The sequence below is a fragment of the Brevibacillus sp. AG162 genome, from assembly GCF_006715575.1.
Classification (GTDB): domain Bacteria; phylum Bacillota; class Bacilli; order Brevibacillales; family Brevibacillaceae; genus Brevibacillus; species Brevibacillus brevis.
In genome coordinates this window covers 20,814-35,781 of sequence record NZ_VFNO01000014.1, presented here as the reverse complement: position 1 = coordinate 35,781, position 14,968 = coordinate 20,814, and the positions used below count along the sequence as shown (strand labels likewise).

The 14,968-nt window shown below is 45.7% G+C and carries 21 protein-coding genes; 13 read left to right on the top strand and 8 right to left on the bottom strand.

Going from position 1 to position 14,968, the window contains the following annotated elements; all coding sequences use genetic code 11:
- Positions 1–15 precede the first annotated feature (15 nt).
- From FB479_RS27905 to nagE, 6 genes are all read left to right on the top strand, one after another.
- On the top strand, positions 16–513 hold the full coding sequence (locus tag FB479_RS27905) for a ribonuclease H-like YkuK family protein (RefSeq protein WP_012683824.1): 498 nt from the start codon (positions 16–18) through the stop codon (positions 511–513).
- Between the two features lie 369 nt (positions 514–882).
- A complete protein-coding gene (gene glcT / locus FB479_RS27900) occupies positions 883–1,740 on the top strand; it encodes a glucose PTS transporter transcription antiterminator GlcT (RefSeq protein WP_142067444.1) in 858 nt (285 codons plus the stop codon).
- Between the two features lie 129 nt (positions 1,741–1,869).
- A complete protein-coding gene (locus FB479_RS27895) occupies positions 1,870–2,364 on the top strand; it encodes a PTS sugar transporter subunit IIA (RefSeq protein WP_142067443.1) in 495 nt (164 codons plus the stop codon).
- A 29-nt stretch (positions 2,365–2,393) separates the two neighbouring features.
- Positions 2,394–2,660, top strand: a complete 267-nt coding sequence (locus FB479_RS27890) for an HPr family phosphocarrier protein (protein WP_142067442.1) — start codon at positions 2,394–2,396, stop codon at positions 2,658–2,660.
- 31 nt (positions 2,661–2,691) lie between these two features.
- Complete coding sequence (gene ptsP / locus FB479_RS27885; RefSeq protein ID WP_142067441.1) at positions 2,692–4,419, top strand: phosphoenolpyruvate--protein phosphotransferase; 1,728 nt, start codon at positions 2,692–2,694, stop codon at positions 4,417–4,419.
- Between the two features lie 152 nt (positions 4,420–4,571).
- The gene (gene nagE, locus FB479_RS27880; RefSeq protein WP_142067440.1) at positions 4,572–6,011 is read left to right on the top strand and encodes an N-acetylglucosamine-specific PTS transporter subunit IIBC; all 1,440 of its coding nucleotides are present in this window, start codon (positions 4,572–4,574) and stop codon (positions 6,009–6,011) included.
- A gap of 18 nt (positions 6,012–6,029) precedes the next feature.
- Here the strand turns inward: nagE and FB479_RS27875 are convergent, their stop codons facing one another.
- Together FB479_RS27875 and FB479_RS27870 are read right to left on the bottom strand one after the other, a co-directional pair.
- The gene (locus tag FB479_RS27875) at positions 6,030–6,281 is read right to left on the bottom strand and encodes a hypothetical protein (protein WP_047074384.1); all 252 of its coding nucleotides are present in this window, start codon (positions 6,279–6,281) and stop codon (positions 6,030–6,032) included.
- 23 nt (positions 6,282–6,304) lie between these two features.
- Complete coding sequence (locus tag FB479_RS27870) at positions 6,305–6,517, bottom strand: helix-turn-helix domain-containing protein (protein WP_142067439.1); 213 nt, start codon at positions 6,515–6,517, stop codon at positions 6,305–6,307.
- A 166-nt stretch (positions 6,518–6,683) separates the two neighbouring features.
- Here FB479_RS27870 and FB479_RS27865 point away from each other — a divergent pair, with 166 nt between their 5' ends.
- Positions 6,684–7,040 carry a helix-turn-helix domain-containing protein gene (locus FB479_RS27865; RefSeq protein ID WP_255438753.1) on the top strand — a complete coding sequence of 119 codons (357 nt, stop codon included), beginning with the start codon at positions 6,684–6,686 and terminating at the stop codon, positions 7,038–7,040.
- 95 nt (positions 7,041–7,135) lie between these two features.
- On the opposite strand, the gene FB479_RS27860 is transcribed toward FB479_RS27865, so the two are convergent.
- Entirely contained in the window at positions 7,136–7,483 is a 348-nt protein-coding gene (locus tag FB479_RS27860; RefSeq protein ID WP_106656985.1) for a winged helix-turn-helix transcriptional regulator, read from the bottom strand.
- A gap of 197 nt (positions 7,484–7,680) precedes the next feature.
- Here FB479_RS27860 and FB479_RS27855 point away from each other — a divergent pair, with 197 nt between their 5' ends.
- Complete coding sequence (locus FB479_RS27855; RefSeq protein ID WP_056496063.1) at positions 7,681–8,091, top strand: DoxX family protein; 411 nt, start codon at positions 7,681–7,683, stop codon at positions 8,089–8,091.
- A gap of 68 nt (positions 8,092–8,159) precedes the next feature.
- On the opposite strand, the gene FB479_RS27850 is transcribed toward FB479_RS27855, so the two are convergent.
- Entirely contained in the window at positions 8,160–8,768 is a 609-nt protein-coding gene (locus tag FB479_RS27850; protein WP_164724415.1) for a hypothetical protein, read from the bottom strand.
- Between the two features lie 94 nt (positions 8,769–8,862).
- Here FB479_RS27850 and FB479_RS30675 point away from each other — a divergent pair, with 94 nt between their 5' ends.
- On the top strand, positions 8,863–9,039 hold the full coding sequence (locus FB479_RS30675; protein WP_007719793.1) for a hypothetical protein: 177 nt from the start codon (positions 8,863–8,865) through the stop codon (positions 9,037–9,039).
- A gap of 72 nt (positions 9,040–9,111) precedes the next feature.
- Here the strand turns inward: FB479_RS30675 and FB479_RS27845 are convergent, their stop codons facing one another.
- Both FB479_RS27845 and FB479_RS27840 read right to left on the bottom strand, forming a co-directional pair.
- Entirely contained in the window at positions 9,112–10,293 is a 1,182-nt protein-coding gene (locus tag FB479_RS27845; RefSeq protein WP_142067437.1) for a NupC/NupG family nucleoside CNT transporter, read from the bottom strand.
- Between the two features lie 103 nt (positions 10,294–10,396).
- Complete coding sequence (locus FB479_RS27840) at positions 10,397–10,804, bottom strand: RidA family protein (protein WP_142067436.1); 408 nt, start codon at positions 10,802–10,804, stop codon at positions 10,397–10,399.
- Between the two features lie 103 nt (positions 10,805–10,907).
- Between FB479_RS27840 and FB479_RS27835 the strand changes: the two genes are divergently transcribed.
- On the top strand, positions 10,908–11,486 hold the full coding sequence (locus FB479_RS27835; protein ID WP_106656983.1) for a hypothetical protein: 579 nt from the start codon (positions 10,908–10,910) through the stop codon (positions 11,484–11,486).
- A gap of 61 nt (positions 11,487–11,547) precedes the next feature.
- Here the strand turns inward: FB479_RS27835 and FB479_RS27830 are convergent, their stop codons facing one another.
- A complete protein-coding gene (locus tag FB479_RS27830; protein WP_255438749.1) occupies positions 11,548–12,417 on the bottom strand; it encodes a hypothetical protein in 870 nt (289 codons plus the stop codon).
- A 280-nt stretch (positions 12,418–12,697) separates the two neighbouring features.
- Here FB479_RS27830 and FB479_RS27825 point away from each other — a divergent pair, with 280 nt between their 5' ends.
- The 3 genes from FB479_RS27825 (at position 12,698) to FB479_RS27815 (ending at position 13,829) form a co-directional block, all read left to right on the top strand.
- A complete protein-coding gene (locus tag FB479_RS27825; protein ID WP_142067434.1) occupies positions 12,698–12,964 on the top strand; it encodes a hypothetical protein in 267 nt (88 codons plus the stop codon).
- On the top strand, positions 12,948–13,199 hold the full coding sequence (locus FB479_RS30670; RefSeq protein ID WP_185746433.1) for a hypothetical protein: 252 nt from the start codon (positions 12,948–12,950) through the stop codon (positions 13,197–13,199). Before FB479_RS27825 ends, FB479_RS30670 begins: the two co-directional genes overlap by 17 nt.
- A gap of 204 nt (positions 13,200–13,403) precedes the next feature.
- Complete coding sequence (locus tag FB479_RS27815; protein WP_142067433.1) at positions 13,404–13,829, top strand: DUF7832 domain-containing protein; 426 nt, start codon at positions 13,404–13,406, stop codon at positions 13,827–13,829.
- A gap of 342 nt (positions 13,830–14,171) precedes the next feature.
- Here the strand turns inward: FB479_RS27815 and FB479_RS27810 are convergent, their stop codons facing one another.
- Positions 14,172–14,897 carry a lysozyme family protein gene (locus FB479_RS27810; RefSeq protein WP_142067432.1) on the bottom strand — a complete coding sequence of 242 codons (726 nt, stop codon included), beginning with the start codon at positions 14,895–14,897 and terminating at the stop codon, positions 14,172–14,174.
- Between the last annotated feature and the right edge of the window lie 71 nt (positions 14,898–14,968).

The window sequence follows — 14,968 nt, the reverse complement described above, 5'->3', positions numbered from 1 at the left end:
TCTGGAGGGATGTGAGTGGGCTTAACCTCTGCAAATACGTTATTTGATCGCTTTCACAGTCCGACTAGAGGTCTACTGGCAAAAGAAGAAGTGTTTTCCCACATCGAACATACCATCTCATCCATAGGTGGTCCATTTGAAATTATTGTGGGGGCCGACTCTCAATTAAAAAGCCGCGGGACTTTTTTTGCCCTAGTTATCACAGTGATTCGTCCCGGCCATGGGGGAACCTTCTTTTATCACAAATTTCAAGAACGCCGGTACTCATCCTTGCAACAGCGTATATTCCAGGAAGCGATGTACGCAGTCGGACTTGCCACAGAAGTACGCCAATATTTGCGGGACCGCCACTTAGATACTCCCATCCGCCTGCATTTTGATATCGGCACGAATGGTCCTACCCGTAAGTTTATCCAGTCTTTGTTGAGCTTAGCAGAAACCAATCACTTTCGTGCCGAGATCAAACCGAACTCCTTCTGTGCATCTACGATTGCCGACAAGTACACCAAGTAACAAAGCGGGCGGATTGCTAATGAGGCGTCCGCTTGGCTTTGTTTTGCCCCTATTTTTGTTGGTTCAAACAATTCGGGACAGGCTCCTGCTTCTCCTGCCTACTGTGTTTTGCCGGTTAATAGGGTGATTGACAATGTACGAGACGTGAGCTATTATAAGCTTTAATTGAAGCGTTTTCACAAGGCGTGTTACTGGTAATGCAGGCATGAGCCGAGAAGATCTTTTTCTTGTTAAAAAGGTTTTTTCGGCTCTTTTTTCTGATTAACGTCATGGTTCATCGGCGTTTTTCATTAAATTGGATGTGACCGCTTGCGGTAAGCAAATACGGTCATGGACCGTTTTTTGTCTATCAAAAGGTGGTGGAATGGATTGTCCCGTGAAAAGGAAAAAACGTACGCAATTACGCGTGTGTTGAACCATAACGTCGTACTCGTAGAAGAACCCGGATCCGGACAAGAAATTGTCCTGTTCGGAAAAGGAATCGGATTTGGCGCAAAACCCGGGAATGCCATCCCCGCCCAAGATTCGCGTGTGGAAAAGCGCTTCATGCTCGAAAATGAAAATCATCAGAAGCAGTATCAGAACATCTTGAGCCAAGTAGATCCTGCTGTCGTAGGAATTGCGGAAGAAATTATCGCTCTCATTGCGAGTGAAATTACGCCAGAATTGAACGAACACGTCCATGTTGCATTGCCTGACCATATCCAGTTTGCGATCTATCGGCTCAATAACGGCATGGAGATCGTGAATCCGTTTTTGTTCGAAATCCAGACGCTGTACACGAAAGAGTACGCACTGGCGAATCGGGCAGCGGATATGATCAAAAACGCATTCGACCTGGACATTCCAGATAGTGAAATCGGATTTCTGGCCTTGCACATTCACTCCGCGATCAGCTACGTCCCAGTAAAAAAGGCTGTCCAATTCACCAACATCATCACAGACTTGGTAAGCCTGATTGAAGAGCGAACAGCCATTACGATTGAACGCAGTACCATTGATTACGTTCGTCTCATTACCCATTTGCGCTTTGCCGTTGAGCGCATCCGTCAGCAAAAATTCATCAAGAACCCGCTTCTGGACCGAGTCAAAACCACCATGCCAGAAGCCTATCAATTGGCAACAGAGCTGGCTCAATACATCTCCACCCGTCTCGAGATTGCTGTACCAGAAGACGAGGTTGGTTACATGGCTCTGCACCTTTATCGCTTATTACAACAAAATTAAATCATAATCCTGCGTGTTACTAGCTCGACTAGGCATGAGCGGTGAGATCATACGGACATAGTAAGTATGTCGTCGTATGAATTCAACCGTCTCATGCCTTTTTTGGTTCAGACGCAAAAGGAGGATACTATGCTACGCAGTCTTTTTTCCCGGAAAAAACAACAAGAGGTAACCTTTCTTGCACCATTAACAGGTACCGTACTACCCCTGTCTGAAGTTCCTGATCCTGTATTCGCAGGCAAAGTCGTCGGTGATGGTGTAGCGATTTTGCCAAGTGCAGACACTCTCGTCTCCCCTGTCGATGGAAAGGTAACGCATCTTTTCCCTACCCACCATGCTATTGGGCTGTCGACTGAAAGCGGTCTCGAGATATTGATGCATATCGGTATTGATACCGTGAAATTAAACGGAAAAGGCTTTACCCCATTTGTCTCCGTTGGCGATCAAGTCAAAGCTGGCGACAAGCTCATCCAATTCGACAAGAGTGTACTGGAAGAAGCGGGCTGTCCGATCGTAACACCAATCGTTATTACGAACGGTGATCGGGTTGCTGAAAAAAATGTGGTGGCAAAAGCAACTGTGCAAGCAGGCCAAGAGCCACTGATGACTGTCGTCTTAAAATAAGCGAAGCGCATGGTTGAAGGAGGTACAACATGGTTCAATTTGAAGTAACCGTCAATGTAGAGGGTGGGCTCCACGCGAGACCAGCAGCTCTACTCGTGAATTGTTCGTCGCAATCTCAGTCAAAGATTACCCTGAGCAAAGGGACAAAACACGCAGATGGCAAAAGCATTCTCGGCATCATGACGTTGGGTGTCTCCCAAGGCGACACCCTGACCGTTCGGATCGACGGAGCGGATGAACAAAACGTAGCCACTGCGATTCAGCAGCTGTTGGAGCAATCCTCGTCAAACATATAGTGTAAACGACGGACAGGAAGGTGAAGGATGTATGTTAAAAGGAATCCCGGTTTCCGCTGGCATTTCGATTGCCCCTGTTTTACGCCTCACACACGAAACAGCCATCACGCAGGCAGAGTCCACCACTCCAGTGGATACGACTCCAGTGGATACGACTCAGGAGCTTGGACTACTTAGCAAGAGCGTAGAGCAAGCTCGCGAACAACTGGAAAAGCTAAAAGAACAGACAGAGGAACAACTGGGCTCGGAAAAAGCGGCCATCCTCTCTGCTCATATCGCCTTTTTGGATGACCCGGCATTTGTGGGGGAGATGAGTGCGCTCATTGAAAATCAACAACTGGCGGCATCTGCTGCCGTCTCGCAAGTAGCCGATCAGTTCATTGCTCTCTTTGAGAGTATGAACGATGCCTACATGAAAGAGCGCGCGGATGATATTCGTGATGTGAGCCGCCGTCTGATTCGAAATATTTCGGGCGGTGACACCGTCATCTCCTACCCGGAAGAGCCTTTTATCCTGGTTGCTTGGGACGTCACCCCATCCGAGACGCTTCAGCTCCCACTCCAGCATGTACGGGGAATTGTCACGGCAAAAGGCGGCGCTACCTCTCATGCAGCCATATTGGCACGCTCTCTCGGAATTCCCGCTGTCATGGGTGCAGGCGATACCTTGATGGAAAAAGTAGACTCCGGAAGTTTGCTGATCATCGATGGAACCTCTGGACAGCTCATTGTTTCGCCTGATGCGGATACACTGGCTGCCTATCAGGAAAAAGCCGCACAGGAAGCAAAGGAACGCCAATGGTACGAAGCCATTAAAGATCTACCTGCCGAAACAACAGATGGTCACCTCGTTCACCTGATGGCAAACATGGCTGTGCCAGAAGAATCTGATGCACTGATCGCATCTGGTGTAGAAGGAATCGGGTTGTTCCGCTCCGAGTTTTTGTTCATGGATCGCAGCACTCTTCCCGATGAGGCCGAACAATTTGCTGCATACAAGCACGTAGCCGCTGCTTTTGGCGACAAGCCGGTCATCATTCGCACCTTGGATGTTGGCGGCGACAAGCATTTGCCAGCCCTCGCGCTTCCACAGGAGGAAAACCCGTTCCTTGGTTTCCGTGCCATGCGCATCTCGTTAGCCAGACCGGAATTGTTCCTGGTGCAATTACGCGCTCTCTTGCGTGCCAGCGCATTTGGCCGCCTGCTGATCATGTTCCCGATGATTTCCCATTTGGAGCAGCTGCGTGAAGCCAAACGATTGCTGGAGCAAGCAAAAGCAGAGCTGCGGGCAGAAGGGATCGCTTTTGACGAGAAGATCGCAGTAGGCATGATGATGGAGATTCCGGGTGCTTGCCTGCAAGCAGATGCGTTTGCGAAAGAGGTAGACTTTTTCAGCATCGGCACGAATGATCTCGTTCAATATACCCTGGCAGTAGACCGGATGAATGCCAATATCGCCGAGCTGTACAGCTACTACCATCCAGCTGTTTTACGATTGATTTCCCAAGTCATCGAAGCTTCCCATCGGGCGGGCATTTGGACTGGGCTGTGTGGGGAAATGGCGGGAGATCCGTTGGCTACCAAGCTCTTGCTCGGATTGGGGCTCGATGAGTTCAGCGGTGCCGCTTCGGTCATGCCAAAAGTCAAAGAACGTATCCGCTCCACCAGCGTAGAGGAAGCGAAGCAATTGGCTGAGCACGTTCTTACACTCTCTACTGTAGACGAGGTCGTTCAATATCTGAAAGACAAAGCCTTATAAAAGGTTTTGTCGCCTGAGTAGTGTAAGCGCTTCCAATATATCGATCAGAATGGTCTCTCTCCGGCTTATTCCTTGTGCCCTCATCATTTTGCCATTCATCCGGAGAGCGGCTTCCCTGATAAATTCATCCCATTCCAAGGAGGTTTTATCCTATGCTCGCTTTTCTGCAAAAGATCGGAAGAGCCCTGATGCTCCCGGTCGCAACGTTGCCAGCCGCAGCGATTTTGCAAAGCTTTGGTCTTCTCAAATTCGAGAAGGACCTCAATCTCGGCGCCTTCGGTGCATTCATGGACACGTACATCGCTCCGCTTTTGGCTGCTGGCGGTGCAGCCATTTTTGACAACCTGGCATTAATCTTTGCTGTCGGTGTTGCCATTGGCTTGGCTGGAGATGCTGTTGCTGCTTTGGCCGCTGTCATTGCCTACGTCGTATTAACGAAAGTACTTGCAGCTGTTCCTGCTGCCATGCCTTTCATCGCGGACGATTTAAAACTGAACATGGGTGTCATCGGCGGTATTATGGCGGGTGGTATTGCAGCGTTTTTCTACAACCGCTACCATTCGATCAAGCTGCCAGAATGGCTAGGCTTCTTCGGTGGAAAACGCTTCGTCCCGATCATCACTTCTCTTTCCATGGTTGTCATCGGTTTGATTTTCGGGATCATTTGGGGCCCGATCCAGATTGCCCTCGACTCATTGGGCTCTTGGATCGTAGGTCTCGGCGCAACAGGTTCTTTCTTGTTCGGATTCTTCAACCGATTGCTCGTTCCATTTGGTCTGCACCACGTACTCAATGCGATTGCCTGGTTCCAAATCGGTGACTTTACCGATGCGACAGGAAAAGTGGTACACGGCGACTTGCATCGCTTCTTTGCGGGAGACCCATCAGCAGGAATGTTTATGACTGGTTTCTATCCGATCATGATGTTCGCACTTCCTGGAGCGGCTTTCGCTATTATTCACTCAGCGCGCCCTGAAAAGCGCAAAGTAGTTGCTTCTATGTTTATTGGTGCGGCTCTCGCTTCGTTCCTGACCGGGATTACCGAAGTAGTTGAGTTTGCGTTTATGTTCGCTGCTCCACTCCTGTATTTTGTCCACGCGATATTGACGGGTGTGTCCGGGTATATCGTGACCTCTCTGGGCATCAAGCACGGCTTTGGATTCTCAGCGGGTCTGATCGACTACGGCATCAACTTCCATCTCTCTACGAATGCTTGGATGATCATCCCGATTGGTCTGGCATTCGCCGTGGTCTACTACGTCCTGTTCCGTTTCATGATCGTAAAGCTGAACCTCAAGACGCCAGGGCGTGAAGATGACGAAGAAATGACAGCTACAGCTACGGGAAGGAACAATTCGATGCAGGATAAAGCGATCCAAGTGCTCACTCACATTGGTGGAAAAGAAAACGTCGTTAGCGTAGACGCTTGCATCACTCGTTTGCGTCTGGTTTTAAAAGACGACAAAAAGGTGAACGACAAAGCCTTGAAGGACCTCGGTGCAGCAGGTGTCATGCGACTGGGTCAAGGAAGCGTGCAAGTCGTCTTTGGAACCCATTCGGAGCTGCTAAAAGAAGAGATAAGCAAGCTGTAAAATATATCGAATGCCCGGTCACGGTGAAGTCCGTACCGGGCTTTTTTCTGTTTCCTGAATGGGTAACGGACGCGACCCGGCATCATTCCCATCATGTGTCGTACTATATGGGCATCGCGCGTTGTTTTCCAACTCCTTTTCAAACATGACCAAGCGCTCGAGAAATCCCTCGCAAGCTGGCATACTCTGTGGCGCCATCATTTCAATTTCGTAAGCGACGGTCTTTCTCCATATTTCCAGCTGCCTTCTATTTGCCTCCCAAGCGTTCAATCCATTCCACCCCTTTTGCTAAATCAGCAAACTATCCTGATAAAAAGATCAAGCATGTTACATCGTAGCTTTTTAGCCAACACCGGCAAATGATTAGCCTTGAAATCATAATCTCCCTTCTCGTACTTCAAGTATGTTGAAGCATTTCGAAACCCGAGTGCTTCCGCCATTTCTTGCAAGGTCAGCTTGCACTCATTACGTCGTTGCGCGATAAACGGGAGGTTGAGTCGTTCCACCAGTTATCCCCTCCTGATTTGCAAAAATGGCAAATATTTATAGTTACATCATATCCTTTCAATTTTAGCAAAGTCAATACAGATTTTGTCATATTAGCAATCTTGTTTTTTCCGTTTTGGAAAATTGTTAGAATGGAATTGCCAAAACGATAAAGGTGGTCTCACGATGTCCATAGTTGGTCAACGCATAAAATGGCTGCGCGAACAAAAACAATGGTCACAACTTCAATTAGCTGAAAAGCTGGGCATACATAATACGGTACTTTCGCGGATCGAGTCAGGCGAAAAGAAGGGCGTCGATTTTCATCTGATTTCCAAAGTCGCAGATTTATTTGAAGTATCCACCGATTTTCTCCACGGGCGCACGGAAGAACCATCTTGGCAACGCGGTTCTGTCCGGGAAACGCCGGCGACCTTTTTGGATGTCGATGGCCTGACCGAGAAAGACCTGGTTGAGGTCAAACGCCATATTGAATTTTTGAAGTGGAAGTCTTTGCAAGAAAAGAGCGAAGACCCTTCTTGAAGATTAACGGATAACAGAAAAACCCCTGTCTCCAGGGGTTTTCATCGTGGCAAGCGTCAGGCGTACTCTCCTGATGCTTTTTTATATAGGCTGTGTTATTCTTCGCTGTCGTTAGCCATTTCGTCTGCATTCAACTCGATCCAGCTCTGCGACCAAGACTCAATTCCTTTGAGAACCGGAGTCAGAGCTTTCCCCATCTCCGTTAAGGAATACTCTACGCGGACAGGAGCAGAATCAGTAAACACCTGCCGATGCACGAGTCCTTCCTTCTCCAAATCCTTCAAACGCTCAGAAAGTAGCCTTCCGCTTACTGGCAGGGCCCCTTCCAATGCACAGAATCGCTGTGGTCCCGACAACAACTGGTATAGGATTAGACCTGTCCATCGCTTCCCCAACAACTGCATACCTTTTTCGAACTTAGGACAGAGGGTAGACTGTTTCATAGGTATCACCTCATTCTCCTTCCAGTATAACGCTCTTTGTTCCATCCATCAAAACCAATGATGGGAATCAACCTTGAAAATTACACTTGCCAACTGTTGGGATTTTGTTAAATCACTTGACTCAAGAAATTATTATTGTATACTTACTAACGAAAAGTAACTTTGTTACGCATTTGAATTTTCGGAGGGATTCATACATGTCTAATCGTTTTGAATGGAGCGCACTTATTCTACGTGTGATTGCTGGTCTTACTTTTGCCATTCACGGAGTGGCTAAATTCCAAATGGGGCTGGAGAATGTCGCTGGTTTCTTCGGGACCATGGGACTCCCTGCATTCATTGCTTATCTCGTAGCCTTCTTGGAGGTCGTAGGCGGCATTGCCTTGATTCTGGGTCTGGGTACTCGCGTGTTCGCAGGTGCGTTGTCTGTTGTCATGCTTGGTGCGATCTTTAAAGCCAAGCTTGCTGCCGGCTTCCTGGGCGGTGAAGGTGGAGCTGGTTATGAGCTGGATTTGGCCTTGCTTGCGATGTTGGTTGCTCTTGGTATCAGCGGCAGCTCCAAGTTCGCGTTGGACGCTATCCTGTTTGGTAAAAGATCGGTTGAGTAATACCATTGTTAAAAATATAAAAGCCAAGCCTGAAGGTCACATTTGAGATCCTTCTGACTTGGCTTTTTTTATTCTTTCTGCGGTGATTCCTCGATCATTTTTTTATTGATGATTCTTATTTTGTCTGCTGGTGATTTCTCGTCCTTTGCACTAATAAATACGGAGTTATCTCCCGCTTCAAAAAACATGACATAATCTTCATCGGCCATGCTCTTATCTTCACTGACGGGCGCTCCCAGATTTTTACGGATCGTGTCCAGATTCGTTTCATTTAGATGAAGACCGGCCAAATCAATCCCATATACGCGATCTTGCCCATCAAAATAAATGAGCGCACTTTCTAGCTTCTCAAAGACCTCATAGCGCCCGCCATCCCAATAATCTTGTTTTATTACCTTGCCATATAGCGCAGAAACCTCATCCCGCTTCATCCCGATGTGGATATCGAAGCCACTGATCTCGTTTTTGGCGAGCAGCTTCAAAAACTGCTCATCCAGAATAATTTGACGTACGTCAGCGGTTTGCTTCTCTTGCTTTTGGTCGCCACCGCTATTTCCCGCCTCTTGCTTCTGCTCTGCTACAGGCTGCTGTTTAGTATCTGTTGGTACGCTCGTGTCAGTTGAACAGCCTCCCACAATCAAGCCTGCCATTACGGTCATACACACCCATTTTCTCATCCGACTTCACTCCTTCATTTCCTCTTGAATGGTTTCATCGCAACTTCTTCACTGGTATAACGTATCTTTTAGTAAAAAGTGAGGTGTTGGTTGAATGCCACTCTGGTTACTCGTCGTACTTATTTTCGGAGGTCTCTTGCTGATTGGAGCCATCATCGATTGGATTGCCAAGCGCCGGAAGCAGAGAGTCCTCATAGAGCGTAACAACCGTGATTCCCATTCCTTTGATGAAGGATACGACCCGAGAAATAAAGACGAATATCTCAATTGATAGACGCTGCTTCCCATCATTTGGTTACGAAACGGTACCTAACAAAAAAAAGACCCCCGAAAGGGTCCCCCTTCACACCACAATGCTGATGATAATTCCTGACAAAATGCTGACGAGTGTTGCCCCATACAACAGCCTCAATCCAAACCGGGCGACGACATTCCCTTGCCTTTCATTCAAGCCTTTTACCGCGCCAACAATTGTCCCGATGGAGCCAAAGTTCGCAAACGAAATCAAAAACACTGACACGATGGCCACCGTTCTTTCGCTCAACTGACCTTGAATCTTCGTAAAGTCGAGGATGGCGACAAACTCGTTCGCCACTATTTTAGTCGCCATGATACTTCCTGCTTGTACAGCTTCATGCCAAGGAACCCCCATAAGAAAAGCGAGCGGAGCAAAGACATATCCTAACAACGCTTGGAACGAGATACCGAATACCGCAGTGAACAACCCGTTCACCATCGCAATAAGTGCAATAAATCCGAGTAACATCGCGGCAACAACCACGGCTACTTTAAATCCATCCAGAATGTACTCCCCGAGCATTTCAAAGAAAGCCTGTTTCTCTTCTTTTTCTTGATCGAGCAAGTCATCTTCCGGCTTCACTTCATACGGCGTAATAATGGAAGCAATGATAAAACCACCAAATAGGTTGAGTACCAACGCAGCTACTACATACTCCGGTTTGAGCATGGTCATGAAGGAACCCACGATCGACATAGACACGGTGGACATTGCAGAGGCGCACAGTGTGTACAGCCTGTTTTCCGGTATGGCGCCGAGCTGTTTTTTCACGGTAATAAATACTTCAGACTGCCCGACGATCGCCGAGGCAATCGCATTATACGATTCCAATTTTCCCATGCCATTCACTTTGCTCAATACGAGTCCTACATAATGGATAAATAAAGGGAGGATTCTCGTGTACTGTAGAATGCCTATCAGAGCGGATACGAACACAATGGGCAGCAAAACCTGCAAGAAAAACGGCGACGCATCCGGATTCGCAATGCCACCAAAAACAAAATTGATCCCTTCGTAAGCATAGTCCAGGAGTACGGAAAAGCTGCTGGCAATGCCTGATATGAGAATGAGTCCAATATTGGTTCGCAACAGCAGCAAGCCAAACACGATCTGAATCAGAATCATGATGAGGATAGGGCGATACCGAATGTGCTTTTTATCGCTACTTGCCAGCCAAGCAAGCAAAAATACCGTAATCAAACCTATTCCTGCGATGATATAATTCATGCAACCAACTCCGATCCGCTTATCTCGCTCCATAATCTTCCCAAAAGAACATAAAAAAACCCTCCTGAACGATGAATAATCGAACAGAAGGGAGATGGGACAACTATATATCTGCTACGGCGATGGCCTCAATCTCAATCAACAGCTCGTCTCTGATGAGCTTGCTCACTTCCACTGCTGAGCTCGCTGGCGGGGTTTCTGTATTCACGTACTGATCTCGAATCTCACGGACAATGTGCATTTTGGAAATGTCGGTCACGAAAAAAGTCAATTTCACTACATGATCAAAGCTGGTTCCTGCCGCTTCCAGAGCGAATCGGATATTTTCAAAGACTTGTTTTGTCTGTGCCGCTAAATCGCCTGTGCCGACCACTTGGCCGTCCTTGTTGAGAGCGACCTGACCAGATACATAAATCGTACGTGCGTTCCGAACCTCCACCGCATGGGTGTAGCCAAACGTGGGTGGCATTGTTTCAGGGTTAATGAATTTGATTCGCTTATCATTCTGCATCCGACATGCTCCCTCCGATTCACATTTGTTGGTAAACCATTCTATCATACGCACAAAATTCTGACCATTCGTCGAATTATTTAAAGAAAGAGAGGGCAGTCTCATGATTATTACATGCGATGGTTATTGCAGCATGGGCTATATTTATTTGCAACCACCCGATAAGGAAATCATAGATTATCAAAAGGAGAAGGATAACCAGATTAGCCGTTATGTCGATCCTTCCTCGTTGCACATCCCGTTAGTCGTTGATTTCAACAGGGGAAAGCTGTTGCATGACATGCGATTATCCACGAAAACGTATAAGAAGGCGGTTGGCGATGAGATCGATGAAGAGTACCAGAACGATCTCGATGAGCAAGGCTACATGACAGGAATTGAACTGAATTTATCCAAAGACAAGCTGGTTCACTTGTTAGAAAATAAAGCGTTTGCGGTTTATCGCACAGAGTGGAAAGGCCAACCCTACCACCTGGCTACATTGGATATGGATCACAAAGTGTTTGATTCGAGCAATGTGATTTATCCTCTGAATGAGAAGCAGGATGCGTTCGTGGTCATTGAAGTAACGGCAGAGTATCAAATTGGGTTAGTGAAGGCATTACTAACAAGGAGAGATGATTTATACCCCGTCGAGTATTTATTAGCTCCGCAGTTTATTTTAAGCGAGTATACGTTATAGAATGGAATGAATAACCCGTCTCCAGCTTGGCTGAGGACGGGCTTTGCTTTTTTAATGGTCTCTATTTGGAGGAATTAAATTGATCAAACAGCCCGCTTCCAGCGCTTTTCGGCTGTTCTTTTTTGTTTGCGGCTTCAAATTGCTGAAACAGTCCGCCGTCATACTTCTTTTTTTCTTCTACTCTTATTTCTTTCTTTTTGGGTAGGGGCTGTTGAATCGGTGTTCTTTCAGGCTTTACTGGCTTTACATTCTTTTTCTTTCTCGTACTTTTCGTAATGATCTTGTTAGGAGGTTGCTTCTTCTTCTTTCTTTTTCTATTCATAAACCAATAAGATAAAGGAAAAATGCCGAGCATAATCGCTCCGGCTGTAATCAAATACAGCTTCCAGATCGATTGCCTTTTCTCTTCCTCTTTTTTTTCTTCCCGCATCTTTTGGACAACCTGTTCAAAATCGCGAACCTTATAATTTGCTTGAACAGATGACAGGTTCTTTACAAACCCAACCGAACCGCTTCCATTATAGTTAAAATATCGCGGGGCATTGTTTACTGTCATCTGGTATATGTACCCTGTCGGCACACCTGAATCCTGGATTTTTTCTTTGATCTCTCCCATAAGATCAGAAGAAGTCGGCTCAATCATTTGGTCATATTCCAAAACTTCATAGTTCTTAAGTTCTTTTTTTCCTACTAATTGAACATTTTCTTCATTATTGAACAGAAAATACCTGGGAATCCTATTAATATTCTTCCGATAGACTTTGTTTTTCGGGAAATTATGCAAGGCCATTTCGTTGCTATGCACTTCCAGTGTCTGCTCTGACAGCAGTACCTCTTCTGCTTCTATGATGGGGAGTTTTTTCTCAAAGGCTTCATATTGAGGGAGCCATTGAATGGTACCATCCGGGCGTAAAAACAAGTAAATTTGCATATATTGAAAAGATGTCAGATAGATTTGATTGGTTGGTAGGCTATGAAGATAAAACTGTTTTTCAAATGGCGTTGGATCGAAATTGTATGGGATGTTAAATACTGTTGCCCCATTTATCTCACTCTCATCTACCTCTTCTAACTGTCCGTTATCATGTACGGTAAAGTATAGAGAGCCATTATGAGTTGGGTCACCCCATATGGTCGTATGATAAAATTGATTCGATTGTAAATGGTATGGTCCAATACCACTATCGATTTGTATTAAGAGTTCGTTCCGCTTGATTCTCTCCTCTTCCGCAGCGGTTTCTTCGCTCGTCTCCTCTTCTTGGCTAGCCTCTTCTTCCCCAAATTGCTCTTCGTCGTCATCGTCATCATCCTTTTTGATTTTAACCGGCTTGGATGATTTGAAGCCGCTTGACGGTTTTGCACTTTTTATCGTGGAGCTTGAACTTTTGCTGGATGAGCTTGAGCTTTTTCCTGAAGAATATGAGCTTCTGCTGAACGAGCCTGAGCTTTTGCTGGAGGAGGATGAGCCTGCTCGATGATCCCGAGCTTCTGCCCGACGAATATGAGCTGGTACTCGACGATCCTGAACTTCTGCCCGACGAATATGAACTGGTACTCGATGATCCTGAACTTTTGCCGGACGAATATGAGCTGGTACTAGACGATCCTGAGCTTCTGCCTGAACTACTGGAGCTAGATGAACTTGAGCCTCTAGATGACGCGGGTTCTACAGGAAGGATTAATAGACTAATCATTACAGCGCTAAGAAAATAGGCAAGCAATTTCCGCATGAAATATGACCCCTCTATGAACCAACCAATGGTTCTCTCTATATAACAGTTAAATACTACCACTCCGCATCATAGCAATGCTACAAAATTCCTATCCTTCCTTCTTCACCCTCTTTTGGCTTTTTACCCTTACATCTATCCTGTATAATTTTTGGAAAATGGGCAAATAGAAAGCGAGGATTCGCTAGTGACAACGGTATACGATAAAGCGAAATATCATTACGAAAACTTTGAAGACGATCTTCCTCAAAAACAGGCATACGTACATACAGGCTTTTTCATTGGCTGGTTGATTGAAAAGGATATGGTTAGCGAGGATTTCAAGAAGAGTTTCGAAAACCTAATCGCTGATTTTAAACAAAGGAAGATTACTGGCCCTGAGGTTTATGAGAAGTCGGGTGGAGTATTTGCAAAAGACATGCTGAATGAAGAAGGAAACCAGTTCGCGATGTTTTACTTCGATTTCGATACGGGGGAGTATCGCTATCATTATCTAGAAGCGTTTGATTGTGAGCCGAGTGTGTATCACGTGGAAGATACTTGGGAGAATTACGATCATATTAAAGATTGGATCGACAATGAGTACGAGTACTGGTGCGAGAGAAATGAATAAGACCGCGTGAGTACGTAATCCTTCCTGCCAAATTGACGGTTTAATTCCGAGTAGCAGACGTAAATCTAAGAGGTAAACATGAAAAAACTTTTTATATTTTGTGCTAACAGTGCTATTGCTATTTGGTTCAGAACCATCTTTTTGCTGCATTCCTCTGGATTCCCTCTCTTGTTCTGAGGCGTTGAAGAATCCTGATTCCTCAGCTTTTAATTGCATTTTCCATTCCTTCGTGTTCCGAGCAGTTCCCTAGTTACGGTTTGCAATTTGAAATGTAACTATTTTACATTTTTTAGCGTCTATCATTTGTAACAAAAAAATCCAGGGATTGCCCCTGGATTTTCTCTAGAACTCATCATCGTACGAGAGGCCATAATCATCCACGTCATACTGTTTACCATGCACTTTACCCCGACCATTTTTAATTGCGCGGCGCCGATCACTCTCATCACCTGGTCGGATGTAATCAAGAAGTACACTTAGACGGTCTTCATCAGGCAACCTTGCTCCATTCTCGCTGTTACGATACTCACGATCCAAATCATTGATCTCGTCTTCGATTTTTGAGTGCGAACCATTGAAACGCCAAGATTGTACTGCATGATCAAAAAGAAATGCTAATCCTTGTGTGCTAATGATGCCAAATTGTTCAGCCAATGATTCAGCGCGATCAAAGTATCCTTCTGCATGTTTTAATTGTAGTTTTTGCATGCTTGCTTCTTCGCCCAATTTTTGAAATGGTTTTTTCCACTCAGCACTAATATCAGCCCCACCTTTAGTTGTGATACTTTTTCCCCAGGAGACTTGCTTTGATTTCGAATAATCAAAAACAACTTTTTTCAGTGTAGCTGCTTTGCTGCTGCCGAAAATGTCTTTAAAATCTTTTTCGTTTTCATTGATATAGTCCTTAAGTAATGGAGCTAACGTACCTTGTCCAAAGTTAAATTGGATAATTCCGAAAGACATACCTTGCTCATCATGATCTCCAGAAACGCTAGAGTAACCATCGTTACCTTCAAAAAAACCAGTGCTTTCAAGAAGATTCAATTTCAAAGATTTAGTTAGTGCCATGTTTCTTCCTCCTTTAATTTGTATTCAATAATATAAAGAGGAATTTTTTGAAACTTTTACAACCAAAGGAG

Excerpts from the sequence above, each read along its gene's own strand:
- nagE (WP_142067440.1), top strand. The coding sequence starts at position 4,572 with ATGCTCGCTTTTCTGCAAAAGATCGGAAGAGCCCTGATGCTCCCGGTC.
- FB479_RS27865 (WP_255438753.1), top strand. The coding sequence starts at position 6,684 with ATGTCCATAGTTGGTCAACGCATAAAATGGCTGCGCGAACAAAAACAA.
- FB479_RS27860 (WP_106656985.1), bottom strand. The coding sequence starts at position 7,483 with ATGAAACAGTCTACCCTCTGTCCTAAGTTCGAAAAAGGTATGCAGTTG.
- FB479_RS30670 (WP_185746433.1), top strand. The coding sequence starts at position 12,948 with ATGAGCCTGCTCGATGATCCCGAGCTTCTGCCCGACGAATATGAGCTG.
- FB479_RS27835 (WP_106656983.1), top strand. The coding sequence starts at position 10,908 with ATGATTATTACATGCGATGGTTATTGCAGCATGGGCTATATTTATTTG.
- FB479_RS27850 (WP_164724415.1), bottom strand. The coding sequence starts at position 8,768 with ATGAGAAAATGGGTGTGTATGACCGTAATGGCAGGCTTGATTGTGGGA.
- FB479_RS27845 (WP_142067437.1), bottom strand. The coding sequence starts at position 10,293 with ATGAATTATATCATCGCAGGAATAGGTTTGATTACGGTATTTTTGCTT.
- FB479_RS27890 (WP_142067442.1), top strand. The coding sequence starts at position 2,394 with ATGGTTCAATTTGAAGTAACCGTCAATGTAGAGGGTGGGCTCCACGCG.
- FB479_RS27810 (WP_142067432.1), bottom strand. The coding sequence starts at position 14,897 with ATGGCACTAACTAAATCTTTGAAATTGAATCTTCTTGAAAGCACTGGT.
- FB479_RS27855 (WP_056496063.1), top strand. The coding sequence starts at position 7,681 with ATGTCTAATCGTTTTGAATGGAGCGCACTTATTCTACGTGTGATTGCT.
- ptsP (WP_142067441.1), top strand. The coding sequence starts at position 2,692 with ATGTTAAAAGGAATCCCGGTTTCCGCTGGCATTTCGATTGCCCCTGTT.
- FB479_RS27840 (WP_142067436.1), bottom strand. The coding sequence starts at position 10,804 with ATGCAGAATGATAAGCGAATCAAATTCATTAACCCTGAAACAATGCCA.
- FB479_RS30675 (WP_007719793.1), top strand. The coding sequence starts at position 8,863 with ATGCCACTCTGGTTACTCGTCGTACTTATTTTCGGAGGTCTCTTGCTG.
- FB479_RS27895 (WP_142067443.1), top strand. The coding sequence starts at position 1,870 with ATGCTACGCAGTCTTTTTTCCCGGAAAAAACAACAAGAGGTAACCTTT.
- FB479_RS27830 (WP_255438749.1), bottom strand. The coding sequence starts at position 12,417 with ATGCAAATTTACTTGTTTTTACGCCCGGATGGTACCATTCAATGGCTC.